Source organism: Prolixibacteraceae bacterium, from assembly GCA_019720755.1.
In the GTDB taxonomy this organism is placed as follows: Bacteria; Bacteroidota; Bacteroidia; order Bacteroidales; family Prolixibacteraceae; genus Halosquirtibacter; species Halosquirtibacter laminarini.
In genome coordinates, this window is record CP081303.1 from 593,268 (window position 1) to 619,522 (window position 26,255).

General features: G+C 36.8%; 23 protein-coding genes and 1 riboswitch. Of the genes, 10 read left to right on the forward strand and 13 right to left on the reverse strand.

Annotated features, from left to right (window positions below):
• Positions 1-151: 151 nt before the first annotated feature.
• Positions 152-356, forward strand: a riboswitch (cobalamin riboswitch).
• Between the two features lie 67 nt (positions 357-423).
• From cobI to K4L44_02425, 7 genes are all read left to right on the forward strand, one after another.
• Positions 424-1,131, forward strand: coding sequence for a precorrin-2 C(20)-methyltransferase (cobI, locus tag K4L44_02395; GenBank protein QZE14729.1), 708 nt, complete (start codon positions 424-426; stop codon positions 1,129-1,131).
• Positions 1,132-2,541 (forward strand): precorrin-3B C(17)-methyltransferase, encoded by a 1,410-nt coding sequence (cobJ, locus tag K4L44_02400; GenBank protein ID QZE14730.1) that lies wholly within the window; start codon positions 1,132-1,134, stop codon positions 2,539-2,541. It abuts the gene before it with no gap.
• 10 nt (positions 2,542-2,551) lie between these two features.
• Entirely contained in the window at positions 2,552-3,745 is a 1,194-nt protein-coding gene (gene cbiE, locus K4L44_02405) for a precorrin-6y C5,15-methyltransferase (decarboxylating) subunit CbiE (GenBank protein QZE14731.1), read from the forward strand.
• A gap of 1 nt (position 3,746) precedes the next feature.
• Positions 3,747-5,555, forward strand: a complete 1,809-nt coding sequence (gene cobM, locus K4L44_02410) for a precorrin-4 C(11)-methyltransferase (protein ID QZE14732.1) — start codon at positions 3,747-3,749, stop codon at positions 5,553-5,555.
• A gap of 5 nt (positions 5,556-5,560) precedes the next feature.
• Complete coding sequence (locus K4L44_02415) at positions 5,561-6,331, forward strand: precorrin-6A/cobalt-precorrin-6A reductase (GenBank protein ID QZE14733.1); 771 nt, start codon at positions 5,561-5,563, stop codon at positions 6,329-6,331.
• Entirely contained in the window at positions 6,312-7,385 is a 1,074-nt protein-coding gene (gene cbiD / locus K4L44_02420; GenBank protein QZE14734.1) for a cobalt-precorrin-5B (C(1))-methyltransferase CbiD, read from the forward strand. The genes K4L44_02415 and cbiD overlap by 20 nt, the downstream gene beginning before the upstream one ends.
• A 100-nt stretch (positions 7,386-7,485) precedes the next feature.
• Positions 7,486-9,912, forward strand: a complete 2,427-nt coding sequence (locus K4L44_02425) for an SLBB domain-containing protein (GenBank protein ID QZE14735.1) — start codon at positions 7,486-7,488, stop codon at positions 9,910-9,912.
• A gap of 90 nt (positions 9,913-10,002) precedes the next feature.
• Here K4L44_02425 and K4L44_02430 read toward each other — a convergent pair whose 3' ends face one another.
• From K4L44_02430 to K4L44_02450, 5 genes are all read right to left on the reverse strand, one after another.
• Positions 10,003-10,827 (reverse strand): glycosyltransferase family 2 protein, encoded by an 825-nt coding sequence (locus K4L44_02430; protein QZE14736.1) that lies wholly within the window; start codon positions 10,825-10,827, stop codon positions 10,003-10,005.
• Between the two features lie 174 nt (positions 10,828-11,001).
• Positions 11,002-12,075, reverse strand: a complete 1,074-nt coding sequence (locus K4L44_02435; protein QZE14737.1) for a mannose-1-phosphate guanylyltransferase — start codon at positions 12,073-12,075, stop codon at positions 11,002-11,004.
• Between the two features lie 189 nt (positions 12,076-12,264).
• Entirely contained in the window at positions 12,265-13,821 is a 1,557-nt protein-coding gene (gene rny, locus K4L44_02440; GenBank protein ID QZE14738.1) for a ribonuclease Y, read from the reverse strand.
• Positions 13,822-13,988: 167 nt separating this feature from the next.
• Entirely contained in the window at positions 13,989-14,288 is a 300-nt protein-coding gene (locus K4L44_02445; protein QZE14739.1) for a cell division protein ZapA, read from the reverse strand.
• A 22-nt stretch (positions 14,289-14,310) separates the two neighbouring features.
• Positions 14,311-14,604: a hypothetical protein gene (locus tag K4L44_02450; GenBank protein ID QZE14740.1), complete on the reverse strand. Its 294-nt coding sequence runs from the start codon at positions 14,602-14,604 to the stop codon at positions 14,311-14,313.
• Between the two features lie 128 nt (positions 14,605-14,732).
• Here K4L44_02450 and K4L44_02455 point away from each other — a divergent pair, with 128 nt between their 5' ends.
• The 3 genes from K4L44_02455 (at position 14,733) to rplS (ending at position 18,813) form a co-directional block, all read left to right on the forward strand.
• Positions 14,733-16,586 (forward strand): M23 family metallopeptidase, encoded by a 1,854-nt coding sequence (locus tag K4L44_02455; protein QZE14741.1) that lies wholly within the window; start codon positions 14,733-14,735, stop codon positions 16,584-16,586.
• Between the two features lie 78 nt (positions 16,587-16,664).
• Entirely contained in the window at positions 16,665-18,335 is a 1,671-nt protein-coding gene (locus K4L44_02460) for a C69 family dipeptidase (protein QZE14742.1), read from the forward strand.
• Between the two features lie 127 nt (positions 18,336-18,462).
• Positions 18,463-18,813, forward strand: coding sequence for a 50S ribosomal protein L19 (gene rplS, locus K4L44_02465; GenBank protein QZE14743.1), 351 nt, complete (start codon positions 18,463-18,465; stop codon positions 18,811-18,813).
• A 59-nt stretch (positions 18,814-18,872) separates the two neighbouring features.
• Here rplS and K4L44_02470 read toward each other — a convergent pair whose 3' ends face one another.
• From K4L44_02470 to K4L44_02505, 8 genes are read right to left on the reverse strand one after another with little or no spacing between them, the layout of a single operon-like run.
• Positions 18,873-19,361 (reverse strand): NAD(P)H-dependent oxidoreductase subunit E, encoded by a 489-nt coding sequence (locus tag K4L44_02470; GenBank protein ID QZE14744.1) that lies wholly within the window; start codon positions 19,359-19,361, stop codon positions 18,873-18,875.
• Between the two features lie 29 nt (positions 19,362-19,390).
• The gene (locus tag K4L44_02475) at positions 19,391-21,172 is read right to left on the reverse strand and encodes a [FeFe] hydrogenase, group A (protein ID QZE14745.1); all 1,782 of its coding nucleotides are present in this window, start codon (positions 21,170-21,172) and stop codon (positions 19,391-19,393) included.
• Positions 21,169-22,959 (reverse strand): NADH-quinone oxidoreductase subunit NuoF, encoded by a 1,791-nt coding sequence (locus tag K4L44_02480; protein QZE14746.1) that lies wholly within the window; start codon positions 22,957-22,959, stop codon positions 21,169-21,171. Before K4L44_02480 ends, K4L44_02475 begins: the two co-directional genes overlap by 4 nt.
• Before the next feature lie 11 nt (positions 22,960-22,970).
• Positions 22,971-23,360 (reverse strand): (2Fe-2S) ferredoxin domain-containing protein, encoded by a 390-nt coding sequence (locus tag K4L44_02485; protein ID QZE14747.1) that lies wholly within the window; start codon positions 23,358-23,360, stop codon positions 22,971-22,973.
• 18 nt (positions 23,361-23,378) lie between these two features.
• Positions 23,379-23,906, reverse strand: coding sequence for an ATP-binding protein (locus tag K4L44_02490; GenBank protein ID QZE14748.1), 528 nt, complete (start codon positions 23,904-23,906; stop codon positions 23,379-23,381).
• Complete coding sequence (locus K4L44_02495; protein QZE14749.1) at positions 23,903-24,607, reverse strand: PHP domain-containing protein; 705 nt, start codon at positions 24,605-24,607, stop codon at positions 23,903-23,905. Before K4L44_02495 ends, K4L44_02490 begins: the two co-directional genes overlap by 4 nt.
• Positions 24,604-24,951 (reverse strand): hypothetical protein, encoded by a 348-nt coding sequence (locus K4L44_02500; protein QZE14750.1) that lies wholly within the window; start codon positions 24,949-24,951, stop codon positions 24,604-24,606. The genes K4L44_02495 and K4L44_02500 overlap by 4 nt, the downstream gene beginning before the upstream one ends.
• Positions 24,902-26,239, reverse strand: coding sequence for a 4Fe-4S binding protein (locus K4L44_02505; protein ID QZE14751.1), 1,338 nt, complete (start codon positions 26,237-26,239; stop codon positions 24,902-24,904). Before K4L44_02505 ends, K4L44_02500 begins: the two co-directional genes overlap by 50 nt.
• Positions 26,240-26,255 lie beyond the last annotated feature (16 nt).

A 26,255-nucleotide genomic window follows, 5' to 3' on the forward strand; every position in this document is an offset into this window, starting at 1 on the left:
GTGTTTTATCTGATCTTTGATATAATTCACTTGTATAGCTCTATTTTTTTACCTTTCCTTTTGATCTGCCTAATAAATTTTATCATATTTTATGAAGATTCAGATTCGATGGTATTTTTTTAGTGGGATATATTTATTCTTTTTAAAACAAAATATTACATTTGCCCTTGGTGTTTTTTTGAGGTCACTACTCATGAAATTAAAGGGAATCTAGTGGAAATCTAGAACAGTACCCGCTACTGTAAACTTCATAAGAAATATGATTCATTCCAAGGCCACTGCTCTGTTTGAAATGAGTGGGAAGGCAAATCATATTGAAGTAAGTCAGGAAACCTGCCACACTTAAGTTTATTACTTTTCGGGGTTAAGGAGTAACATAATTGTTATATGGTAGAACCTAGTTCTTCCTTCAAAAAAAGTATCATGCAGAAATTTCAAGTTTATGGAGTGGCTTTAGGTCCCGGAGATCCTGAACTTATCACCTTGAAATCCTTGCGCATTTTGCAAGAGGTTGATAAGATTTATGCTCCAGGAAGTATTAGTCGTAAGGGGGAATGTAAATCACACTCTATCTCTATTATGAAGCAGTTAGATATTGATGTCGATAAGATCGAAGTTTTTCATATCTCCATGCGATTTGACAGAGAAGAGACTGAGAATTTATATCAGTCGGTGTACGAAAAAATACAAAAGGATATTGAAAAAGGGTTATCTATAGCTTTTGTTTCAGAAGGGGACATATCGTTTTATAGTACTTTTGGATATCTGATTCCCAGACTTAAAGCGGATCAAATATCTTATAAGATGCTTCCTGGCGTCCCAGCCTTCATTCAAGCAGGATCTTCTCTTGGTATTCCACTAACGTCTCAAAGCAATAGTTTAAAAGTTTTAGCAGCAGTTTCGTCTGTTACTGAATTGGATGAGGCATTGGAGAATTCGAATACTATAGTGATAATGAAATTTTCTACGATAAAATCAGTATTGATTCCTCATATTATTGACAATTATTCTGATTTAAAGGTGTACTATGTAGAGAAGCTTGGAACTGAAGAAGAGTTTGTAACAGATAATTTAGAAATAATAGATAAGAGAACTAAAACATATTTCTCCATATTGATAATACAAAAATAGATGGCAGGTTTAGGAAAGATTACAGTTGTGGGCTTAGGTCCTGGAGATTTATCCATGATGACACATCAAGCAATAGATGCAATAAAAAATGCAGAGGTTATTGTTGGTTATAAGTACTATTTTCAGTTTGTAAAGTCTATTACAAATGAAAATGTCCTTTGTGTAGACACTGGAATGAAGAAAGAGCGTGAGAGAGCTCGTATTGCTTTTGAGTATGCGCATGATAGAAAGCGTGTTGTGGTAATCTCTTCTGGTGATTCAGGAATTTATGGTATGGCACCATTGATAGAAGAGATGGCTGTTAAAGACCATAATTCTGAAGTGGCGGTTGAAATTGTTCCTGGGATCTCTGCCTTTCAAGCAGCAGCAGCAGTATTAGGTGCTCCTATTGGACACGATCTATGTACTATTTCACTTTCAGATCTTCTTACTCCATGGCCTTTAATTGAAAGAAGAATTGAAGCAGCAGCTATTGGAGATTTTGTTACTTCCATTTATAATCCTAAATCTAAAGGACGATATTGGCAGCTAAAAAGATTTGTGGAGATCTATAAAAAACATCGTTCAGGAAATACTCCTGTTGGTGTTGTTCGACAGGTTGCTAGAGAAGAACAGTCCGTTACTGTTTGTACTTTAGATACCATCGATTTTGACAGCATCGACATGTTCACAATTTTAGTTGTTGGTAATTCTCAAAGCTATAGTGTTGGTAATAAAATCATTACCCCTCGTGGATATTATAATCAAGAAGAAGCCCCTTCTGTAGGTGTGGGACAGTCGATTATGATTAAGAGTTTTAAGCAGATCAAGTCGGAATTGAAAAATCCTGATATCTCTCTAAATCGTATGTGGCCACTACTTCACTTAGTGCATACATCGGCTGATTTCGATATGGAGAATATCTTCTATTGTGATGAGCATGTAATGGAAAATTGGCACAAGTATCTTCATTCAGGATCTGCTGTTGTCATTACGGATGTAACCATGGTAAAATCGGGAATACGCAAAGCGGCTATTGAGCGTTTAGGTGTTCAGGTTAAGTGTTATCTTTCAGATGAGCGTACTGCTGCCTTGGCTAAAGAAAAGGGTATTACTAGAACACAAGCTGGAATTAGGTTGGCTTCTGAAGACCATCCGAATGCCATTTATGCTTTCGGAAATGCACCTACAGCATTAATTGAGCTTACAGAACTTATTCGTAAAGGCAAAGTGTCTCCTACGGGTGTTGTTGCTGCTCCTGTAGGTTTTGTGAATGTAGTGGAATCGAAACATAGAATGAAGAGTTTTGATGGCGTAGATAAGTGTGTTGTTGAAGGTCGAAAAGGAGGTTCATCATTAGCCGCTACGATATTAAATGCTGCACTTAGCTATGATGATGCTGTTCAGATGTTACCTGGTCGAGACTTATAAATTATAGAATATGAGATTTATACTAATTGGAATTTCTGATACCTCTAATTATCATCCAGAAAAAGAGGTGACATCTTTAATATCAAAAAGTTTTCACTTTTCAGGAGGAAAGAGACATTATGAGAGGGTGAAACATCTATTGCCAGAGGAACATCAATGGCATGGGATAACAATTCCTTTAGAACCAGTTTTAATGGGGTATGAATCGCTAGATTCTATTGTAGTATTTGTTTCCGGAGATCCATTCTTTTATGGATTTGGAGCAACTCTTAAACGTAGATTCCCGAATGCTTCTTTTCAGAATTTTCCTTTTTTTAATAGTCTTCAGATGCATTCACATGTCATCAATTTACCTTATGAAGAGATGATGTGTGTGAGTTGCACTGGAAGGCCATGGGATAGATTGAATAGAGCACTCTTAGAAGATCAAGAATTAATAGGAGTATTGACGGATCGAAAGAAGCGACCTGAGGTTATTGCAAAGCATTTGCTAGATGCAGGATATGATAATTATGAAATATCTGTCGGCGAAAACTTAGGTGGCACTAGTCAACGGGTTGTTTCTATGTCATTGGAGGAGTGTAGTCAACAGACTTTTGCTCCTCTTAATAATATAATCTTAAAGCAGAAGCAATCGCGTGATTTTACCATAGGTGTTTCCAACGACCAATTTACCTATTTGGACGGACGTCCCAATATGATGACCAAGCCCGTTTATCGTCTACATACGATCTCGTTAATGGAGCTTCATTGTAGAAATGTTTTCTGGGATATTGGTTTTTGTACTGGTTCTGTTTCTATTGAAGCCCAACGTTTGTACCCTAAACTGAAGTGTATCTCATTTGAGAAAAGGGAGGAGTCTAGAAGTATCATTGAGGAGAATATCAAAAAATTTGGAGTTCCAGGAATCTCTTACACAATAGGCGATTTTTTGTCGTTAGATCATAGTCAATATGCAAAACCAGATGCGGTTTTTATTGGTGGTCATGGGGGGAAACTCTCTGAAATACTATCTATTGTCGACAGCTATCTGCCTGCCAATGGTGTAATTGCCACCAATGCGGTCAAAGAAGAAAGTGCAAGAATTTTTATAGATAAATTGCTAGAACTAGGATATATTGAGCAGGCTAATTCGAAGATCAAATTAGATGACTTTAATCCAGTGAATGTAATTGTAATGAGGAAAAGTAATAAACTAAAATAATATGAGAATTGCGATAGTCTCTTCTTCAAGCCAAGGTTCAACCACAGGGAATATCTTGGCAAAAGAGTACACTAATTTCGATCTTTTTACTAGTTCTATTCATGGAATTGGCCAAAAAATTGATAAACTATCTAGCTGGTATGACGACAATCGTACCAAGTATGATGGATTTATATTTGTAGGATCTTTAGGCATTTGTGTACGAACCATTGCTCCTTTTTTAGAAAACAAACGCGTGGATCCAGCGGTGGTCAATGTGGATGTATTAGGAAATATTGTGACACCAGTCGTTTCAGGCCATATTGGTGGAGCAAATATCTTAGCAAAGGATGTGGCAAAGGTGTTGGGCGGTTTTGCTGCTATTTCTACAGTAAGCGACACGATTGACCTTTGGGCTTTAGATACAATAGATCGTCAGTTTGATTACACTAGTGTTGTTTATGGCTCTTCGCTAAATGATATTATTGCCCTTTTTGTCAATAAGAGAAGAGGAGCATTACTTCTTGAGATTAAAGATGAAGGGGCTATATATCTTGATAGAACAGCTCCGGATCATTTAGATGTATTCTATAAGAAAGAAGATCTAGATGATTCTAAATATGATTTTATCCTACAAGTTACTCCTTTTAGACATCAATGGAATTGTCCATCTTTACAATGGGTTCCTAAAGTTCTGCATATAGGTATGGGGTGTCATAAAACCATTTCGCCTAAAGGTTTATCTCATGTCTTAGAAGAGGCGTTGGCTCAAAGGGGAATCTATAAAGAGGCATTGGCCAGTTTAAATAGTGCTGACATCCGAGCAGAAGAGCCTGCTTTACTAGAGCTTTCTAAGAAACTTGATATTCCATTTAACACTTATAACTCTGATCAGTTAAATCGTGTTGATATACCGAATCCTTCAGATATCGTTTATAAACATACTGGTTTTAAGGGGGTAAGTGAAAGTTCTGTGTTGTTCTCAGAGAGTCCTAGGGTACTGTTAGTTCCTAAGACAAAGATGAAATTTGAAGAGATGGACTTCACTTTCGCAGTGTCCATGGAAACTTCTTTCTTACGAAGTGGTCATGTTGAGATTGTAGGAGCAGGTCCTGGGGATCCAGAACTAGTCTCAGTTAGAGGTAAAAACTTTTTGAAAGAAGCCGATCTAATTCTTTATGCAGGTTCCCTTGTTCCTAAAGAGTTGACTGAATATGCAAAACCGGGTGCTACAGTTCGTAGTTCTGCTTCTATGAACCTAGAAGAACAAGTGGCCTTGATGACTGAATTCTATAATAAAGGTCTTTTGGTTGTTCGGCTTCATACGGGAGATCCTTGTATTTATGGTGCGATACAGGAGCAGATGGCTCAAATGGAGAAGAATAATATGTCCTGTCATATCACTCCAGGAATCTCATCTTTTCAAGCTGCTGCAGCACAATTAAAATCACAGTTTACCATTCCAGAGAAGACTCAAACGATTATTCTCACAAGAGGAGAGGGGAGAACAAAGATGCCAGATGGGGAAAAGCTTCATCAACTTGCTAGATCCCAGAGTACCATGTGTATCTATTTAAGTGCTACTTTAGTTGATTCTGTTCAAGAACAACTCTTAGAACATTATTCTCCAGATACACCTGTCGCTGTTTGTCACAAACTTACATGGAAAGATGAAAAGATATTTAGAGGGGCTCTAAGTGAATTAGCATCTTTGGTGAAAGATAACAATCTAACACTTACAACTTTAATTGTTGTTGGTGAAGCAATTGGAAATAGAAAGGGGCTCTCTCGATTGTATGCCCATGAATTTAAACATCTTTATAGGACATAGGCATTATGATATGGGTATTTGGCGGAACAACTGAAGGGAAGAAGTGTATTGCTATCTTGGATCAGAGAAATATTCCTTATATATATTCTACCAAAACAAAGGTGATAGTCTCTTTAGGGAAGAATGGATCCTACTCTTATGGCGCTTTAGATTCTGCTGAAATGCAAAATGTTTTTGTGAAAAGAGGTGTGACTGCAGTGATTGATGCAGCACACCCTTTTGCTCAAATACTTCATGAGAATGTATTTCAAGTATGTGAAGATCTTCAAGTCCCATTGGTTCGTTTTGAGAGACACTTCTCTCAAGAGAAGTCTTCCACGGTACATTATGAAGAGAATCTAGATAAAATCATAAGCAACTTAGAAGAGGAGAGTTTTAAGAGCATCTTTGTTATGACTGGAGTACAAAATATACCTGCTTATTTTGATAGAGGTATATCAGGAGAATTACACTTCAGGATCATTGACTGTGCCAGGTCTCGAAGACTAGCACAAGAATATGGGGTTGATGAAGATCATCTTCATTTTTTCCCAGCAACAATGAATGTGGATGAGCAACTACATCTTATGTCCTCATTAGGTATCGATTCAATGGTCACGAAAGAGAGTGGTGCTAGTGGTTTTTTTCATGATAAAGTTGAAGTATCTGAAAGACTTCAGATCCCTCTGTATGTTTGGAAAAGACCAAAACTTCCAACTTATATCTATACTGTATTTAGCTCTGATGAATTAGACGAAATACTAAATAATTTAATTGATGAAGAAGAATCAGCTTAGAAGTGGATATAGTACAGGAACTTGTGTGATGCTTTCTGTAAGAGCTTGTGTCGCTATGTTATTTGAAAATATACGCCCAGCCACTGTTTCTGTTCAGATACCAATAGGTGAAACTGTTGAAAAAGATGTCTATAATCTGTCTTGTTCTGAATCGTTTGCATCTGCAAGTGTCACAAAAGATGGCGGGGATGATCCAGATGATACTCATGGATTAGAGATCGGTTGTCGTGTTCGATTAACTTCCAATGAAGGAGTTTCTTTCATAAAAGGAGAGGGTGTGGGTGTCGTGACACTCCCCGGACTGGCTTTGCCTCAAGGGGAACCTGCCATAAATCCTGCTCCTCGTGAAATGATCACAAAAATGCTCTATAAAATTGCGTATAAGTATAACTATTCTGGAGGATTTGAAATACAACCTTTTGTGCCTGAAGGAGAACAGGTTGCTAAAAAGACTTTTAATCCAAGAGTGGGTATTATAGGAGGAATTTCAATTTTAGGAACGACAGGGGTCGTAAAACCATACTCTTCCGATGCGTTTGTGGCCTCTATAAGACAAGGAGTTGAGGTGTTATTGCATAATGGAGGCCATCATGTAGTCCTTAATTCCGGTGGTCGGAGTGAAAAGTATGTGAAAGGGCGTTTCTCCGATCTTTCACATTTGTCATTTATTCAATATGGTAATTTTATCGGAGAGACATTAAAGATTATCGATAAGAAAAAAATAGAGAAGGTAACTATCTGTATCATGCTTGGAAAAGCAGTGAAACTAGCACAAGGACACTTAGATACTCACAGTCATAAAGTTCAATTCTCGTCAGAGTGGTTATCTAATTTAGCAAAAGAGTTAGGCTATCCTTCCAATGTATGTGATAAAATAGTCGCTTTTAAACTTGCTGGACAACTACCTCTTTTGGTGCCGATGAAGAGAGATGAACCAATATATCAGGCTATATTACAAGAGTGTAAATCGGTTTGCGAAACTTTATTGAATGAAATACCTCTAGAGGTTATTCTTGTTTCCAAGGAGGGTGTGCTTATTGATTTATTAAAATAGTGTTTATGATTACAATATGTGGACCATTTCTTACGTTATTTTATTCATGAGATAGAAAATTATTATAATCTCATTACTTATCAATAACGTAAATCATCGTATGAAAACAAAAATACTGCTCCTGTTTGCTATAATATTTTTTGGACTTAAATTAGCGGTCGCTCAAAGTGTGAATATCGCAACAGTTGACGTAAATACGTTAAGTGAAGATCAATTGCTGAAGATTAAGAATGAGATTGATAGCCGAGGGGTTACTATCGATCAAGCCATGATTCTTGCTAAACAGAAAGGTGCTTCGGATTTTCAAATTTCTATGTTAAAGAAAAGATTGAATACTTTGTCTTTTAACTCTTCAAAGAACACATCTGAACAACAGTCTACTGAAGAAAAAACTGTTGATGACACAAATCTTGTTGAACAGAATGATTCACCAATACGAATACAAGATAAACAAAATATTGACCCTAGGTTAAAGAGGATTTTTGGTGCTTCTCTTTTTTATAATGACGCCATCTCATTCTCTCCTTCGAGTATTATTAATGTTACTGATGATTATTTAATCTCTATAGGTGATGAGGTTTCAATACAAGTTTGGGGAGATGCACAGGCAACTTACCAATTGCCAGTGAATCAGTCTGGAGCAATTCAATTACCAAATTTAGGACCTATATATATAAATGGGAAGACAAGTCGTGAAGCTTTTCATAAGATAGATAAAATGCTTACCAAGATCTACGCTGGTATGAGCGGTCCTAATCCTACTATATTTACTGAAATATCATTATCCTCACAACATAAAATTAATGTTCTAGTGATGGGGGATGTTCAGGTTCCTGGTTCATATAAATTGCCTGCAAATTCCACTGCTTTTAATGCTATATTCTCTTGCGGAGGTCCTAATATTAATGGATCTTTTCGTGATATTAGGGTAATACGAAATAATATGATTATTGCACATCTAGATCTATATGACTTCTTTATTAAGGGCATCAGAGGAGAAGATCCTCAATTGAGAGATAATGATGTTATCTATATCCCTAATTTTAAAAATAGGGTTGAGCTTAGAGGTGCTTTCCGCCGAAATATGATGTATGAATTATTGAAGGGAGAAACCCTACAAAATGCTATAGATTATAGTGGTGGCTTTGCTAATAATTCGTATAATTCTAGAGTTAAAATACTTCGAAATAGTGATGGACTTAAAGAAATTTCTGTCGTAAAGTCTGAAGATTTCGATAAATTTAAGCTCTACGATGGAGATATTGTTTCTAGTGATTCTGTGCTAAACAAGTTTAAAAACAAAGTTATCATTAAAGGAGCCGTATTTCGCCCAGGATCATATGAGTTAAAGGATGGCATGCTTTTATCTGGGTTACTTCAGACTGCTTCAGGTCTTAGAGAAGATGCATATTTAGAACGTGGATTTATCACGAGACGTGATGAAAATATGCAGTTTGCGAATCTCTCCTTTTCATTAAAAGATATTTTAAATAATAAAGATGATGTTGTTCTTAGAGCCGATGATGTTATTTCCATTCGATCTATTTATGACATGTCTGAAATAAAGAAAGTAAGTGTGTTTGGGGAATTAAATGCCCCTGGGGATTTCCCTTTTGTTGATGATATGACATTGGAAGATTTAATCGTTAAAGCAGGTGGTTTTTCTAACGATGCCGATGCCTCTTTTGTTGAGGTAACAAGGAACCTTTCTCAATCAGAAGCACAGACTCTTTCTGATACTATTTCTCATTATTTTAGCTTCGCTTTAGATAGAGATCTTAGTCTGTCTGAAGATGCAAAGAAGTTTCATCTTAAGCCTTTTGATATTATCTATATAAGAAGGGCTCCTGGTAGACGTAAATCAGGTTCAGTAAAATTAAATGGTGAGATTCTTTATGCTGGAGATTACGGTATAATCTCAAAGCAGGATCATGTGTCTGATATAATAAATAGGGCTGGAGGTTTGACTCCTGATGCATTTACTGAAGGAGCAATGTTGATCAGAAAACGGGATAAAAAGAATGCGACAGGCTCTAATATGAAAAAACTATTTGATAACGAGGATCTTATTCTAGAGTTAGAGGATTCTGATACAGAAATAGTAGGTATAGATCTTGATAAGATCATGAAAGATCCTCATGGTAATTTTGATATTTTAGTGAGAGCAGGGGATAAAATACATATCCCTAAACGTACTGAAACAGTTCGTGTTTCGGGTAATATTATGAACCCAATTGCTTCTATCTATAAGAAGGGACAAAAACTGAAGAGTTATATTAATAAATCTGGAGGTTTTGGCCCCCATTCTAAGAAGTCTAAAGTGTATGTTGTATATGCTAATGGAACGACTGCGGTAACAAAGAACTATCTTTTCTTTAAGAATTATCCTAAGATAGAACCTGGCAGTGAGATTGTCGTTCCTAGAAAAACTGTAAAACAGGACCAAACAACCAAATGGGTTAGCATTGGCTCTTCTGTAACCTCTTTGGCTGTTGCAGTAGCAACATTAGTGAATCTTACAAAATAAAAATAGGTCAGGGAATTATATTCCCTGACCTATTTTTATTCATTGAATCACTTCTAATACTTCAACAAAACTTCGTAAAGAGAGATAGAATTATTGGTCTTGTAAATAGTTTGATTTTACGATTTTATTGATGACTCTTCTCTGTTCATCCCTCATCCATCCCCATTTGTTAAAGTACTTTATTGCACTAATACTATGTGTGATCATCAGTCTAAACTTCCTATATGAGCCTCTTCCGGCATTGTGTATTACCTCTACTTTGGGATAAAAGACTGTTTTTGCTTTAGTATGTATTCTTCTTGTTAAGTCTACATCTTCCATATATAAGAAGAATCTTGGATCAAATAATCCTGTTTGTTGTAATACTTTATTACGTAAAAACATAAAGCAACCTGAAAGATTGGGGATATTCATGATTTTATCGTAATCTGCATTCTTGAGGTAATACTCTTGTTTTCTCCTATTTCGAACTTTTTTATGGAAAAACCTTCTCGTAATAAGGTCTTGTGGTGTAGGAATCAGTTTACATAGATATTGAATCGTACCATCGACATTCATTATCTTAGGCATGATCTGCCCTACATTTTGATTCTGATCCATGTAGGTAGCCATCTCATCAATAATAGCATAGTCAAATTTTATATCGGTATTTAAAACGATATGATATTTACTACCATTATTAATAGCAAGTTTGATGGCTTTATTGTGTGCTGATCCATAGCCAACATTTTTGTTGTTGTAGATATATGTGATACAATCTTGAATAATATCTTTTGATAAATCTGTTTTTTGTTGGGAGTTATCAATTATATAAAGATGTTTTGCTCTTTCTGCTTTTAGAAATGTTTTAATTATATAGACAACCTCCGAAATAGGTGTATTGAATAAGACTATGGATGCGGTTGTGTCTTTCATTTAGTTTTAAATACAGATATTATAAATGCAATTTTGTTTTCAATATAACATAAACGAATAAAGAGAAAAATTAGTCTATCATATGGGTAATAATTGATAGTATTAAGGCTTAATAGATCATTTTTGAATAAAAAAAGAGAAGCTTGATTCAATGTCTAGCTTCTCTTAATATCTTTAGTCCTGGTTTGGAGTAAGAACTTTTTCTCTAAACTCTTTTATCCTCTGTTCTTCTTCTTTTTTGCATACCATTATTACTCCATTAGCTTCCACTACGATAAAGTCATTAAGCCCCTGAAGAACTACAGACCTCTCATCGGGTACTGTTACAATAGTATTGTTGCATTCAAAAAGATGAACACCACTACCTACGACACTATTTCCTTGATTATCTCTTTGGCGTTTCTCCCAGAGACTTCCCCAAGTACCTAGATCACTCCATCCAAATTTAGAGGATAGTACATAGATATTGTCAGCATGCTCTAATATACCATAATCGATAGAGATATTTTGACATTGTGGATATATTCGATCAATATATTCTTGTTCCGAAGGAGTATCGTAAACCTCTTTCCCACGAGTGAATAGTTTTGCAACTTCAGGAAGAGATTTTTCAATCGCTTCTATAACACTGGACGCACTCCATACAAAAATACCTGAGTTCCATAGATAGCCTCCTGATTCTAGGTATCTTTTGGCTGTGTGAATATCTGGTTTCTCTTTGAATTCAGAGACTTTGTCAATCTCATTGGTACTTATCTTAGGATTTGTTGACTTTATATATCCATATCCGGTCTCTGGTCTATGTGGATCAATACCTAATGTTAATAGTACATTTTGATATTTTGTAAAATCTAGTGCTTTCTCTACAGTTTTACGAAAACCTGACTCATCAGTGATTAAGTGATCAGAAGGAGCTACAATAATATTAGCATCCGGACATCTATTTTGAATCTTATAACTAGCATAAGCGATACAAGGCGCGGTATTTCTCATACATGGTTCAAGAAGAATTTGACTATCCTCAAGAAAAGGAAGTTGTTCTTGAACAATGTCCTTATAGTATCTACTTGTTACGACAAAAATATTTCTCTTAGGAATAATATCTTCAATTCGTGCAACTGTTTGTTGTATCATTGTTTTACCTGTTCCTAAAATATCTAGAAACTGTTTTGGTGTTTCAGAAGTACTCATTGGCCAGAATCTACTTCCAATTCCACCTGCCATTATAACCAAAAAATTATTATCCATAGATTTGATATTTCGTTAAAGTAGACAAATGTATTTCTATGTCATCAAAATACTTATCATTAGCTCTTATTAAGTAGTGTTAATCTTAGTGTAGAGCTATTGTGTAAAGTAATCTAAAATTTTAATTAAAAATAAAAAAGCAAGCGAAAAAGATCGCTTGCTTTAATTATTTTGATTAGGAAACTAGGTCTATTTAGCGTAGTTTATCGCTCTAGTCTCTCTAATAACTGTAATCTTAACTTGTCCTGGATAAGTCATCTCATCTTGGATCTTCTTAGCAATATCGTATGATAGCTTTTCTGAATCTTCATCAGTAATCTTTTCACTACCAACAATTACTCTAAGCTCTCTACCAGCTTGAATTGCATATGTCTTTAATACTCCTGGATATGAAAGAGCCATCTGCTCAAGATCTTTTAGTCTCTTGATATAAGCCTCTACTGCTTCACGCCTAGCTCCAGGTCTTGCTCCAGAAATAGCATCACAAGCCTGAACGATAGGAGCAATTAAAGTTTGCATCTCTACTTCATCATGGTGTGCACCAATGGCATTACAAACATCAGCTTTCTCTTTATACTTCTCTGCAAGTTTCATTCCCAAGATAGCATGAGGTAATTCTGGCTCTTCATCAGGTACTTTACCTATATCATGAAGTAATCCAGCTCGTTTCGCTTTCTTCGGATTAAGACCAAGCTCAGATGCCATGATTGCACAAAGATTGGCTGTTTCACGAGAGTGTTGTAATAGGTTTTGACCATAAGAAGAACGGTACTTCATTTTACCTATCAAACGGATTAGCTCAGGATGCATTCCGTGTATACCCAAGTCAATGGTAGTACGTTTTCCTGTTTCAATGATCTCTTCTTCAATTTGTTGTTTTACCTTATTTACAACCTCTTCGATTCTTGCTGGGTGAATACGTCCGTCAGTAACTAATTGGTGTAGAGCCAAACGTGCAATTTCACGACGAACAGGATCAAATGCTGAAAGAACGATTGCTTCTGGAGTATCATCTACAATGATTTCAACACCAGTGGATGCTTCTAAGGCACGAATATTTCTACCTTCGCGACCAATAATACGTCCTTTGATTTCATCATTTTCGATATGGAATATCGTTACAGAGTTTTCGATGGCTGTTTCAGTGGCAACACGTTGAATTGCCTTAATAACAACTTTCTTTGCTTCTCTGTTTGCATTCATCTTTGCATCATCCATGATTTCCTGAATGTAAGACATTGCTTCTGTCTTTGCTTCATTCTTCATCGATTCAACAAGTTGTGCCTTCGCCTCATCCGCAGAAAGGGCAGATATATCTTCTAACTTTTCTACTTGCTTTCTGTGAGTTTTTTCAAGCTCTTCTTGTTGTTGTTCAACAACGTCTAACTGTCGAGAAAGATTTTCACGAATTGCATCGTTTTTCTTTTTCTCATTTTCAAATTCACGAACTTTACGATTTAAATCATCTTTGCGTTGATTGATTGTAGACTCTTTTTGTTTTTGTCTATTCTCAGTGGCTGCAATTTTTTGATTTTTCTCATTAACTAACTTATCGTGTTCAGACTTAAGCTGAATAAAACGTTCTTTTGCTTGAAGAATCTTTTTGTCTTTTAAGACTTTTGCTTGATTCTCAGCATCTTTTATTAGAGTTTCACGTCTTTTTTTAAGAGCAGAATCCCATAGGTAATATGAAATTCCGGCACCAGTCAACGCTCCTCCAAAACCTATGATAATTTCAACAATCATATTTTTTTTCTGCTGTTTATACTAGTTTGTACTTGTGCGACTAAGCTACGACATCTAAATGAACAATTCAACAGTGGTATTAAACTAAAAAACACCGTTCATATCATGTTAGGGAATAAATAAACTTAGATTGCACATTAAATATAATAAATATTGACAAAAAAGAGCTACTCTTTGTTTTGATTTTCATCAAAAAAAGATTCTAAATGATCGTTTAGATCCTCAATTTTTTCGACAAATGGAGAGATATCTTTATGGTCTTTTAATGTAAGCATATCCACAACGAATTGGAGAGCAGTCATCGCAAGAGAATCAAACTCATCTTTACCAAATCGTTGCCTATATTGAAGTACTTTTTCATTAATAAGCTTCGTGGCCAAACGAATTCTTTCTTCTTCGGCACGATCAATCTTGAGAGGGAATCTTCTCTCGGCTATATTTACACTAATAGATAATTTATCTTCCATCTGTTCGAATATTTCTCCAGAATTATTTGCTAAGCATTGCAATACATTGATCAATCTCCTTTATGAGTTGATTGATCTTCTTCTTCGTCATTTTGCTTCCCTGATCAGCACCTATTAATGCATCTGCCATTAATGCATTTTGGAGATCATCCGATAATGACAAATTCTGTCCCTGAAGATCATTAATTTGATCACGCAGCATTTGATTTGACCTCTCTAGTTCACCATACTTTTCTTGTAATGTTGAATACATAGAAGTTAGTCGGAGAACCTTATTTTCAAAATCATGTAAAAGCCTAGACTCTTTTTCTGTCATCGTTATTCAATTTGTTTCACAAAATTAACATTTTCATTAAATAGAAAAAATTAAAAAATCCTTCATTTCGATTTCAAATCGTTTTTTAAAGTTATTAATTTAGATGATTCAAAAAAAAATAATAATTGATGATTCGTAATTCATTTTGGTGTGCTTTTGTTTTTCTTTTATTAGGACTAAAAAGTTATGGTCAATTCTCGCATTTTGTGCAACCTGTAAAAATTCCTATTCGAGTTGCTGGCTCGTTTGGTGAACTCAGGTCTAACCATTTTCATTCTGGTATTGATATAAAAACAAACGGGAAAACAGGATTGCCTGTTCATGTAGTAGAAACAGGATATATTTCTAGAATTAAAGTCTCTCCTTGGGGGTTTGGATATGCTCTTTATGTAAATCACCCTAATGGATATACGACGGTTTATGGTCACTTAAGTCGCTTTGCCCCACGTATCGATAAGTGGGTAAAGGCCCAACAATATAAAAGAGAGACCTTCGCTGTTGATTTGACTCCTTCCAAAAATCTTTTTCGCCTGAAAAGAGATGAACTTATTGCTTATAGTGGCAATAGTGGAAGTTCTGGTGGCCCTCATCTACACTATGAAGTGAGAAAAACATCGAATCAAGAACCAATGAATCCAGCCACTCGTGGTCTTAAGATTAAAGATACGAGAAAGCCTTTGATGCATCGACTTTATGTTTATCCAATGACTCCGAATTGTATCATTAATGGACAGAACAATATTATAAGTTTTCCCTTAGTCCCTTCTTCTAAGGGGTATGCTATTAAAGGGAATAAAAAAATATATGTAGATGGAAAGGTTGGTTTTGGTATAGAGGTCGTCGATTATGTGTCGGGTAGCTGGTCGAAATGTGGGATCAATCATGCTTATTTAACAAATGAATCAGCATCTAATGATACTCTTTTTGCTTTTGATATTGATAAATTTCATTTTTATGAGACAAGATATATTAATGCACATATTGACTATCCAAGAAGGTGGAAGACTGGACGTCAGGTACATCGAATGTATAAACTACCGGGAAATAGATTGTCAATCTATCGCAAGCCGCATTATAACTCTATCTTGGCTTTTGATAAATCATCAACAGAAGTAATTTTAAAATTAGGAGTCAGTGATAGTTGGAAGAATAGTTCGACTCTTTCTTTCAGAGTCGGATTCAAAGATTATAAGGATGTGTCTTTTAAAAATACCGACTCTTATATGAGTAAAATTGACCCACGCCATATGGATGGTGAGATTCTTCTTTCTTCATTAGATGAGAAGGGAGGGACATCGTTGAATATCGATATGATGGATTCGAAACCCGAAGAGAAAAGTATTAGTGAGAGGTTAATGTATAATTCTGCACACTACTTTCATGACCAGTGGTTTACTTTCAAAATTGATAGCCGCACCTTATATCAAAACACAAATTTTATCGGAAAAGTGGAGAGTAGTCCTGCATCAAAATGGTCTCCAATCTATTCATTTTATCCTGAAGATATTGCTTTACATCGAAATGCAGAAATCTCCTTTCGTATTGGGGAGCTTCCTGATAGTCTTCTTTCGAAGGCCTACGTTGGACACTATTCAAAAGATGGGAAGAGAACTTATTATGCTGGAGGTATTTTTCAAGATGGTTGGGTGAAGTTTAAAACACGAAGTTTGGGGCGTTTTACTATCAATATAGATACCATTTCCCCCCGCTTAAGATCGTTGACTTTAACCAAAAAATCACAAAAATTATATTCAGGAAAGAGAATACGATTTGTTGTGAAAGATCTGGAGACAGGAATTTCTCACTATCGTGGTGAAATAGATGGAAAATACGCACTGTTTACTTACGATGCTAAAAATTCTCTTTTTGAATATAAGATTGATCCATCTCGCCTGACCAAAGGGGTTAAACATAGATTACATTTTCTTGTAAAGGATAATTGTAATAATATCACAGAATTTAATGGGACATTTGTTTTTTGACAGGGTATAAGTCCTATTTTTTACGTTATTTTGATAACCCATAAACAAACAACATTAATTACATAAAATAAAAGAACCATGTTTAAAAAAGTATCTTGCTTATGTTTAGCATTACTGGTTTTCGCTTCTGTACAAGTGGATGCCTGTACTAACTTTTTGATCACCAAAGGGGCATCAAAAGATGGATCTACGATGATCACTTATGCTGCTGATTCTCATTCTCTTTATGGTGAACTTTACTTCTGGCCTGCTGCAGATCATGCACCTGGTGATATGAGAGATGTATACGATTGGGATTCTGGAAAATATCTTGGACAAATTCCTGAAATTGCTCACACTTATCAGGTGGTAGGAAATATGAATGAGCACCAATTGGTTATCGGAGAAACTACCTATGGTGGACGTTCAGAACTACATAGTCAGTCTGGAGCAATCATCGATTACGGTAGTCTTATCTATATCACTTTACAACGAGCGAAGACTGCTAGAGAAGCAATCAAGACGATGGCTAGTCTAATGAATACTTATGGGTATTATAGCTCTGGTGAGTCTTTCTCAATTGGGGATGGCAACGAAGCATGGATTATGGAAGTGATTGGAAAAGGTGAAGGTGAAAAAGGAGCTGTTTGGGTGGCACGTAGAGTCCCTGATGGATATGTTTCCGGACATGCGAATCAAGCACGAATCACTACATTCCCATTGAATGATCCTGATAACTGTATATACTCTGACGATGTGATCTCTTTTGCTAGAGAGAAGGGCTTTTTTAATGGGAAAAACAAAGACTTTAGTTTTTCTGATGTATATGCCCCTGTCGATTTTGGCGCTGCTCGTTTCTGTGATGCACGTGTATGGTCGGCATTCAATCGTATTGCTCCAAACATGAAAAAATATGAGCAATATGCTCTTGGAAAAGTAAAATACGACAAGAATGGTGTTGCAACCAATCGTTTCCCTCTATGGGTAAAACCAACAGAGAAGTTGTCTGCAAAGGATGTGATGGATCTAATGAGAGATCATTACGAAGGAACAGCCCTAGATATGACTCAAGATGTTGGTGCAGGACCTCACAAACTACCTTATAGATGGAGAGGATTGACATGGAAAGTAGATTCAGTTGAGTATTGTAATGAACGTGCAACATCTACTCAGCAGACTGCATTCTCTTTCGTTGGTCAGTCTCGTGCTGATATGCCTGCTGCAATTGGTGGTGTCCTTTGGTTTGGTATGGATGATACTTATTCTACATGTTATACACCAATTTACTGTAATATTGAGAAAGTACCTGAGTGTTTTAAAATAGGCAATGGAGATCTATTAACTTGGTCATCTACTTCTGCTTTCTGGGTATTTAATAGTGTGACAAATTTCGTATATTCTAAGTATGACGAAATGATTGTAGATCTACAGAAGGTACAAAACAAGATCGAGTTAGAGTCTGTAGCTTTGGCTCCAGCAGTTGAAGCAGCAGCAACCCAGCTATGGAATTCTGGAAATAAAGAGTTAGCTAAAAAATATCTATCTGATTACTCTATTACACGTGCTGAGAATATGACTTCAGAATGGAGAGACTTGGGTCATTACTTGATGATTAAATATTTGGATGGTAATGTAAAGAAAGAGAAAAATGGCAAATTCTTAAGAACAAAAGATGGCATGCCAGCTTCTCCAAATCATCCAGGTTATCCGGATGCTTATTACCGTCGTGTCGTGAAAGAGACAGGAGATCACTTTAAAGTGATTAAGTAATTAAAAAAAAGCTTATCTTATTTGCATTGTATTCAGAAAAACATTTGTAAATTTGCGAGCTGAAGTAGTGTAATCTCTGGCAGATGAACTGTGAATATTGCACTATAACACATTAAAAATTACTGTAATGGATTTAATGAAAGTTGCGTTAGACGCATTCAAAGAAGAAGGAAAAGAGCTTCCAGAATTTGGAGCAGGTGACACTGTAACTGTGAACTACCGTATCGTGGAGGGTAACAAGGAGCGTATTCAGAAGTTCCGTGGTGTTGTTATCCAAATGAAAGGTCAATCAGGACAAGAGATGTTTACTGTTCGTAAAATGTCTGGTAATGTTGGTGTGGAGCGTATCTTCCCAATCAATTCTCCTTTCATCGATGAAATCGAGGTGAATCGTCGTGGAAAAGTACGTCGTGCACGTATCTACTACTTCCGTAAACTTACTGGAAAGAAAGCGAAGATCAAAGAGAGAAAATTCTAATTGGATCTCTTTCAAGCATAAAAAGGGCAACTTATTGGGTTGCCCTTTTTTTATTCTTTTTAGTTAATACCTTTCTGATATTCAGAAATAATATCTTTCACCTGTTTGACAGATACTCTTCCATAGACTTTATCTCCAACCATTACTATAGGAGCGAGTCCACAGGCACCAACACACCTTAAACAACTCAAAGAAAAATCACCATCTTTGGTTGTTTCTCCGACATCAATGCGGAGTTGGCGTTTAAATTCATCTACCAACTTCTCTGCACCTCTCACATAACATGCTGTTCCCATACAGATAGATATTGGGTGTTTTCCGTGAGGTGTCATAGAGAAAAATGAGTAGAAGCTTACCACTCCATATACTTTCGCAACAGACATATTAAGTTTTTGTGCGATAATTTCTTGCACTTCTGCTGGTAGGTATCCTAATTTTTGTTGACATCGATGAAGGACGTTGATCAACTCGTCTTCTTTATATTGAAAGTCAGAACATGCTTCTTCAATAGTCTCTATTGTAAAAGAGGACAACTTTATTGTTTTCATATGCTTAATTTTTTTAACGGCATTACTTATTATAGCTCACTATCATCAATGGTTACTTGTGACGATCTGTCAAAGTATAATGTATGAAGAAGTTTCTCTGCTTTTTCACTCAAAGGATGACCTAGATACTCTTCATATACTTTAATAACCGAAGGGTTTTCATGTGATTTACGTATCTTCATCCTTTGGTCCTCACTATAGATTGCTTTTTGTCGTTCTAAGAGAATAGAGGTTTTGTTATGATGAAATGGCTGTCCACCTCCACCGATACATCCTCCTGGACATGACATAATCTCGATTGCATGATACTCACTCTTCCCAGCTCTTATCTCTTCAAGGAGTTTACGAGCGTGACCAAGTCCATGGGCAATACCTATTTTAACTGGAAGTCCATCAAAATCTACTGTAGCACTACGTATTGCTTCCATACCACGAAGAGCATGGAAATCAATCTGGTCTAGTTTTTTGCCTGTGTGGTGCTCGTATGCAGTTCTTGTTGCTGCTTCAATAACTCCTCCTGTTGTACCAAAAATCAGACCCGCACCTGTTGATTCTCCAAGAGGTTGGTCAAATTCACTAGACGCTAGCTCTTTAAAATCAATATTGGATATCTTAATGAGTCGGGCAAGTTCCCTTGTTGTAATAGAGAAGTTGACATCGGGATCCCCGTTTACCTTGAACTCATCTCTTTCACACTCAAATTTCTTTGCAACACAAGGCATAATAGAGACTACAATAAGTTTTTCTCTAGGAACACCAATCTTCTCTGCAAAATAACTCTTTGCAATAGATCCAAACATCTGTTGAGGAGACCTTGAAGTAGATGGAATTTCTTTCATATCAGGAAAGTTATGCTCAATAAATCGAACCCAAGCAGGACAACAAGAGGTGAGAATAGGAAGTTTCACTGTTTTGTCTCCCTCTAAATGTCGAGTCAATCTCTCAAGTAGCTCAGCAGACTCTTCCATAATAGTCATATCTGCAGCAAAGTCGGTGTCGAAGACATAATCAAATCCTAGATCTTTTAGAGCTGTAACCATCTGTCCTGTAACACTAGTTCCTACAGGATATCCAAAAGACTCTCCTAATGCTGCTCTTACCGCAGGGGCTGTTTGGGCTATGACTGTATATTCTGGATTGGCAAGCGCTTTTATTACCTCTTTTGAATAATCCATCTCCGACAATGCCCCTGTTGGACAAACTGCAACACACTGTCCACAGAAAGTACAGGTCGAATCGTTTAGATCCATATGGAATGCAGGGCTAACAACTGCCTCAAAACCACGTTCTACTGCAGAGAGAGCATGAACTGTTTGGAAATCACTACACATCGTAATGCAGCGGCGGCAAAGAATACACTTATCCATATCTCGAATAATTGCTTTTGAAAAATCTTCACGATACATCGATTTTTCTCCTTCGAAGTGAATTTCTCTGATTCCGAGATCTTGTGCCATAGTTTGTAGTTCACACTGTCCTGACTTTGCACAGGTGAGACATTCATATGGGTGATCCGAGATAATGAGTTCCAGTATATTTCTTCTAGCATGGATAACCCGTATGGTGTTTGTTTTTATCTCCATCCCCTCCGTACAATTTGTGGCGCAAGCAGGAGCAAGGTTTCTCTTTCCTTTGACTTCTACAGAACAAATTCGACATCCTCCAGGTCGGTTTTCAATGTGAATATCGTCCATCTTCATGTGACATAAAGCGGGAATATGAACCCCAACTTGTTTTGCAGCCTCAAGGATCGTAGTACCTTTTGGCACCGAAACTTTTTTGTTATCTATCGTTAAATGAATATTTTTCATGATTGGTGAAGGATTGCGTTAAACTTACATTTCTCATAGCAGATACCACACTTAATACAGATATCTTGATGAATGAGGTGAGGCTTTTTCTTCTCTCCAGAGATAGCACCCACAGGACAATTTCTCATACATGCCGTGCATCCTACACACATCTTTGCATCGATAGTATAATGGAGAAGATCTTTACACTGTCCAGCCTCGCATTGTTTGTCTTTTACATGGGCTAAATACTCATGTTTAAAGTTCTTATATGTGGAGAGAATAGGGTTGGGGGATGTTTGTCCTAAACCACAAAGAGAGGTATCCTTAATTGTATGGGAAAGATCGATTAGTTTTTCGAGATCTTCCATCGTTGCCTCCCCTTTGGTCATTTTGTTTAGTAGCTCCCAAAGTCTTTTATTTCCTATTCTACAAGGAGCACATTTACCACATGATTCATCAAGAGTAAACTCTAGATAGAACTTTGAAATCGCTACCATACAGTCATCCTCATCCATTACGATCATTCCTCCTGATCCCATCATCGAACCTTCGGCTACAAGGTGTTCATAATCAATAGGCATGTCGAGAGATTTATCAGTCAAACATCCACCAGATGGGCCACCAGTTTGCACTGCTTTAAACTTCTTGCCTCCTTTGATACCTCCACCAATATCAAATATTACTTCACGTAATGTAGTACCCATTGGCACCTCTATCAAACCTACATTATTGATCTTTCCTGCAAGAGCAAATACCTTTGTTCCTTTAGAGTTTTCTGTTCCAATGCTATTAAACCATTCTGCTCCTTTTAGAATAATAGGGCATATATTTGCAAATGTCTCCACGTTATTCACATTCGTAGGGCAGTCAAAATATCCTTTTTCAGCAGGGAAAGGAGGTTTAATGACAGGTTCTCCTCTTCTTCCTTCCATTGAATTAATCAGAGCCGTCTCTTCACCACAAACAAAAGCACCTGCACCATATTTTAATTCAATATCAAATTCGAAATCACTGCCTAAAATGCCTTTTCCGAGGAGTCCATATTTTTTAGATTGTTCTAATGCAACCAGCAATCGGCCGATTGCTAGAGGATATTCTGCACGAATATATATTAAGCCTTTGTTTGCCCCAACGCAGTAACCACATATTGCCATTGCTTCAATAACCGAGTGAGGGTCTCCTTCAAGAATTGAACGATCCATAAATGCACCTGGGTCTCCTTCGTCTGCATTACAGACAACATACTTTTGTGGAGCATCCACTTTGCTAGTGATTTCCCATTTCATTCCTGTTGGGAATCCAGCCCCTCCACGTCCTCGAAGCCCAGAGCTCTTAATAATTTCAATCACCTCTTCAGGAGAGAAAATCGAAAGAACACGACCTAGTGCTTGGTATCCATCGCGAGCAATATATTCATCAATATTCTCTGGGTCAACGATACCACAATTACGAAGTGCAATACGAAGTTGTTTTTTGTAGAAATTCATATGGACACTATCCGAGATCTTTTTCTTGGTCTTTGGATCTTCGTAAAGAAGTCTTTCTACTTTTCTTCCTTTGATAATATGCTCCTCAATGATATCACGTGCGTCTTCGGGAGTTACTTGTGTATAGAAGGTTTGATCTGGAATGATTTTAACAATAGGACCTTTCTCACAGAAGCCGAAACAACCTGTTGTCGTTACTTGTACCGATTCTTTAAGATGTTTATCTTTGATCAGGCTCTCAAGCTCTTCTTTGACCTCTTTTGCTTGTGAGGCTCTACATCCAGTACCACCACAAACCAATATATGTGTATGTATCATTTCTATTTGGTTTAGATTGTTTTATAATTCTGTGGAACAACCCCATCAACTAGTTTTCCGTTGATCACATACTCTTGGATAATCTTGGCTGCACGTTCTCTGTTCACCTCGCCAAAGACAATTGGTTCTTGATTCGGAAGCGTTACTTCTACAGTAGGCTCTGCATAACAAGCTCCCATACAACCTGTTGTGGTGATTAACACCTTAATATCTTGCGCTTCTACTTCATCAATAAGTGCTTCGAATGTCTCTTTTGCTCCAGAGGCGATGCCACAAGTTCCCATAGCCACTCGTATTCTAGCTACAAGATCATTGCCTTCAGTGATCGTGCGTACTTGTATTTTCTCCTTCAGTTTATTTCGAAGCTTCACAAGATCTTCTAGGTTTTTTACTTTGGTCATAGTAATCTGTTTTTGTGATTAAAATCCATTAATATCGATCTCCACAAATGCCTCTTTAATAAAGCTATGGAGATCTGAATATTTAATATTAACTCTCTCTTCATTGGTGAGAAAGGAAGTGTCTATAAGGGCATTATTTTTCTGTCTGTAACAGAAGCTGAATTGAATTGTTGGATGTGCTATGATGGCTTGTGTCAGTACTTTTATAATATCTCCTGTTGGTGGGCAGTCGATATTTTTCTTCACATAAGAGAATACGATCTCAGTCCCTTTATTGGGGGTAGAATGGATATGGAATGTACCAGCACTTTGTAGTACGCTTTGTTTCGTTAGAGAAAGCCCTAGGCCTATCTGTTTCTTTGGTTTGGTTGTATAGAGTGGGTCCAGTGCATTATTTAACTCCTCTTTTGACATTCCTATCCCATCATCTATAATGCAGAAGCTTTTTCTTGTATTATCTTCATCATAGATAAATGTAATTTGATTCGCTTTTGCGCGAATGCTATTTTCTATCAAATCAATGATATGTAGGGCTATCTCCTTCATAAGATCTCTATATCTCGATGTTTGAAACAGTTTTTTAGGTTCTCAAAGTTTAATTGCTCCATATAATAGCATGTCCGATTGGCCTTCAGCGATTCCAAACGATGGGCATCGCTATTATGAATCCAAGGAAGTTCTCTCTCAATTGTTGGCTTGAACTTGGCAAATTCAACAGCATCTAGATTGAGGTCCTGGGGAACAAAACCAAATGTAGATCTAAGGCTGTAAGCTTCACGATCGACGTGTGCTGCTATTAATAATCCGTCTATTTGGTGAATAAACTCAGACACCTCGTATATGTTTCTATTGAGTGAAGTGAGTAAAAGATCGCTCTCTTCGTATAAAATATTATTATTCTCATCTACAACTACTTGGTCTCCAAAATAACATGGATTGTTTGGGACCTTCATACGATATGTCTCTAAGTATTTTTGTAATGTCATAGACTCCTTTTTGCCTTTTACTATGGCAAGCACATGAATCTCTTCTTTGGTACATATTTCAGCACCTAGAAACACTTTCACTCCATACTTATGTCCTAAACGTTCTATGACTTTAGCTTGAAGTGTATCATTATGATCCGTGATCGCAATAAAGTCCCAATGGAGTCGCTTTGCTTTTTCCAAAATGTTGACAGGAGTCATCTCTAGTTCTGCACATGGAGAAAGGGTTGTATGAATATGTAGGTCCCCTGTGAATTTCATGATGAAGAGGATAGCTGTTGATAGATATTGCCGACCAATTCATAGGTTGATTTCGGGGTCGAATAAATAGGCATCTCTTGTATGTTTGCTTCTTTAAGCAAGTTTTCCGGGATCTCTATATCATATGGAATAATAATAGCCGAAAACTCTTTTAGTAATGCTACGGCTAATACATTTCGATGCGCTTGGATGGTAACAAATGCCATTCCTATACCTCCATTTGCCATGGCATGACTCATTAAGTCGGTAACCATAAGGCCACAGACATCTGGGTCATGATGAAAACGTTCATGATCATTTCTTAGGGTCAGTTGATTCGTCTCTGCGATTGTGGATAATTTCATTTTGTGCTCCTTTTTTAGTACAGTCAAGTTGTAAAATTTTGTCTCCCCAAATTTTCTCTATCTGTTGCATGGTGGTATCGATCCCTACATTTTTGTTTTTCATCCATTTGAGATCCAACAACACACATTGTGATAGACGTGCGATTCCTTTCGAAATATCTTTGGCTAAAGCCAAGCAGCTTGGCGCACCACACACTCCACAGTCTATACCAGGCAACAAACACATGAGTTTACGTGTTCTTTCCGTTCTGATTAATGCCTCTTTAAAATTCTCCTTTGGTGGTATAAAAATATCTGGCTTCTCATTCCAGTATGTGGAAATTTGGTGAAGACGATCTGTCGTCTTAGTATCAAACTTATCGGTCAATTTATTTTGGTATCCAGACTCTCTTTTTTTGATTATAGAGGAGTATTCAGACATATATGAGCCGTTATAACATCCATCTTTACAGCCTTGAAGATGATAGTCTCTGGTGTAGTCATGAGGTTTGATCTCATTCTTATGAATCCATCCAAGCACATTATCAATTCCAGATATCTGGACAAACTCTTTGTGCAATGGAGAGTATACCTCGGATGTCTCGACACTCCATGATTGAGGCTTATTGTCCCACAACTCTTTTTGAACCTGATTCACCAATTCATAGGTTGGAACCGCCTTGTCTGCATCAAATATTCTGTCATGTTGCGAGTGAGAAATATCATTCTCAGACATACAGTGCGTAGTAATCGTAATAGAGGTTTTTGACTTGCTTTTTTTACCAAAGAATAGGTGGATATATCCAGTGATAATCTCCGCAATAGTAGGAACCAAACGAATGTTATTCTCTTCTCCTACCTTGCCTTTACGAATTAAGTTCTTAATGACATTACACCTTGTCGATATATTCTTATTATCGGTTTCGCTATTATGCATCTGTCCCCATAGGTATCCTAGTCTTTTAAAGTCTCTACAATCTACCACATGGTGATACCCCAATTTTCGTAATGCACTTTGTACCTCTTTATGTTTTTGTGTTGGAAAATGACCAAAGAACCCTTTTTGAACAATTAGATAGCGAACTTTTCCATTGGTCTCAAGCAATGCTTTGGGAGAAACTAATGAGATGGCATGGTATGCACAATCATCTAGGCATCTGCCACATAAGATACATTTGTTATGATCTATAATGGCATACCCATTTCGTATGCGTATGGCCTCTACAGGACAATGTCGCATACAATGGGTGCAACCATGGCAACGTTTTGCGGATACTGTTACGTATTTAAGGAGTGCTTTTGTTTCCAATTTTTTACCATTGCAT

Coding starts and splice junctions, on each gene's coding strand:
- rny (QZE14738.1), bottom strand. CDS start 13,821: ATGATTGTTGAAATTATCATAGGTTTTGGAGGAGCGTTGACTGGTGCC.
- cobI (QZE14729.1), top strand. CDS start 424: ATGCAGAAATTTCAAGTTTATGGAGTGGCTTTAGGTCCCGGAGATCCT.
- cobJ (QZE14730.1), top strand. CDS start 1,132: ATGGCAGGTTTAGGAAAGATTACAGTTGTGGGCTTAGGTCCTGGAGAT.
- K4L44_02460 (QZE14742.1), top strand. CDS start 16,665: ATGTTTAAAAAAGTATCTTGCTTATGTTTAGCATTACTGGTTTTCGCT.
- K4L44_02415 (QZE14733.1), top strand. CDS start 5,561: ATGATATGGGTATTTGGCGGAACAACTGAAGGGAAGAAGTGTATTGCT.
- K4L44_02480 (QZE14746.1), bottom strand. CDS start 22,959: ATGATACATACACATATATTGGTTTGTGGTGGTACTGGATGTAGAGCC.
- K4L44_02490 (QZE14748.1), bottom strand. CDS start 23,906: ATGAAGGAGATAGCCCTACATATCATTGATTTGATAGAAAATAGCATT.
- K4L44_02435 (QZE14737.1), bottom strand. CDS start 12,075: ATGGATAATAATTTTTTGGTTATAATGGCAGGTGGAATTGGAAGTAGA.
- cbiE (QZE14731.1), top strand. CDS start 2,552: ATGAGATTTATACTAATTGGAATTTCTGATACCTCTAATTATCATCCA.
- cbiD (QZE14734.1), top strand. CDS start 6,312: ATGAAGAAGAATCAGCTTAGAAGTGGATATAGTACAGGAACTTGTGTG.
- K4L44_02495 (QZE14749.1), bottom strand. CDS start 24,607: ATGAAATTCACAGGGGACCTACATATTCATACAACCCTTTCTCCATGT.
- K4L44_02475 (QZE14745.1), bottom strand. CDS start 21,172: ATGAAAAATATTCATTTAACGATAGATAACAAAAAAGTTTCGGTGCCA.
- K4L44_02445 (QZE14739.1), bottom strand. CDS start 14,288: ATGGAAGATAAATTATCTATTAGTGTAAATATAGCCGAGAGAAGATTC.
- K4L44_02500 (QZE14750.1), bottom strand. CDS start 24,951: ATGAAATTATCCACAATCGCAGAGACGAATCAACTGACCCTAAGAAAT.
- K4L44_02450 (QZE14740.1), bottom strand. CDS start 14,604: ATGACAGAAAAAGAGTCTAGGCTTTTACATGATTTTGAAAATAAGGTT.
- rplS (QZE14743.1), top strand. CDS start 18,463: ATGGATTTAATGAAAGTTGCGTTAGACGCATTCAAAGAAGAAGGAAAA.
- K4L44_02425 (QZE14735.1), top strand. CDS start 7,486: ATGAAAACAAAAATACTGCTCCTGTTTGCTATAATATTTTTTGGACTT.
- K4L44_02470 (QZE14744.1), bottom strand. CDS start 19,361: ATGAAAACAATAAAGTTGTCCTCTTTTACAATAGAGACTATTGAAGAA.
- cobM (QZE14732.1), top strand. CDS start 3,747: ATGAGAATTGCGATAGTCTCTTCTTCAAGCCAAGGTTCAACCACAGGG.
- K4L44_02485 (QZE14747.1), bottom strand. CDS start 23,360: ATGACCAAAGTAAAAAACCTAGAAGATCTTGTGAAGCTTCGAAATAAA.
- K4L44_02455 (QZE14741.1), top strand. CDS start 14,733: ATGATTCGTAATTCATTTTGGTGTGCTTTTGTTTTTCTTTTATTAGGA.
- K4L44_02430 (QZE14736.1), bottom strand. CDS start 10,827: ATGAAAGACACAACCGCATCCATAGTCTTATTCAATACACCTATTTCG.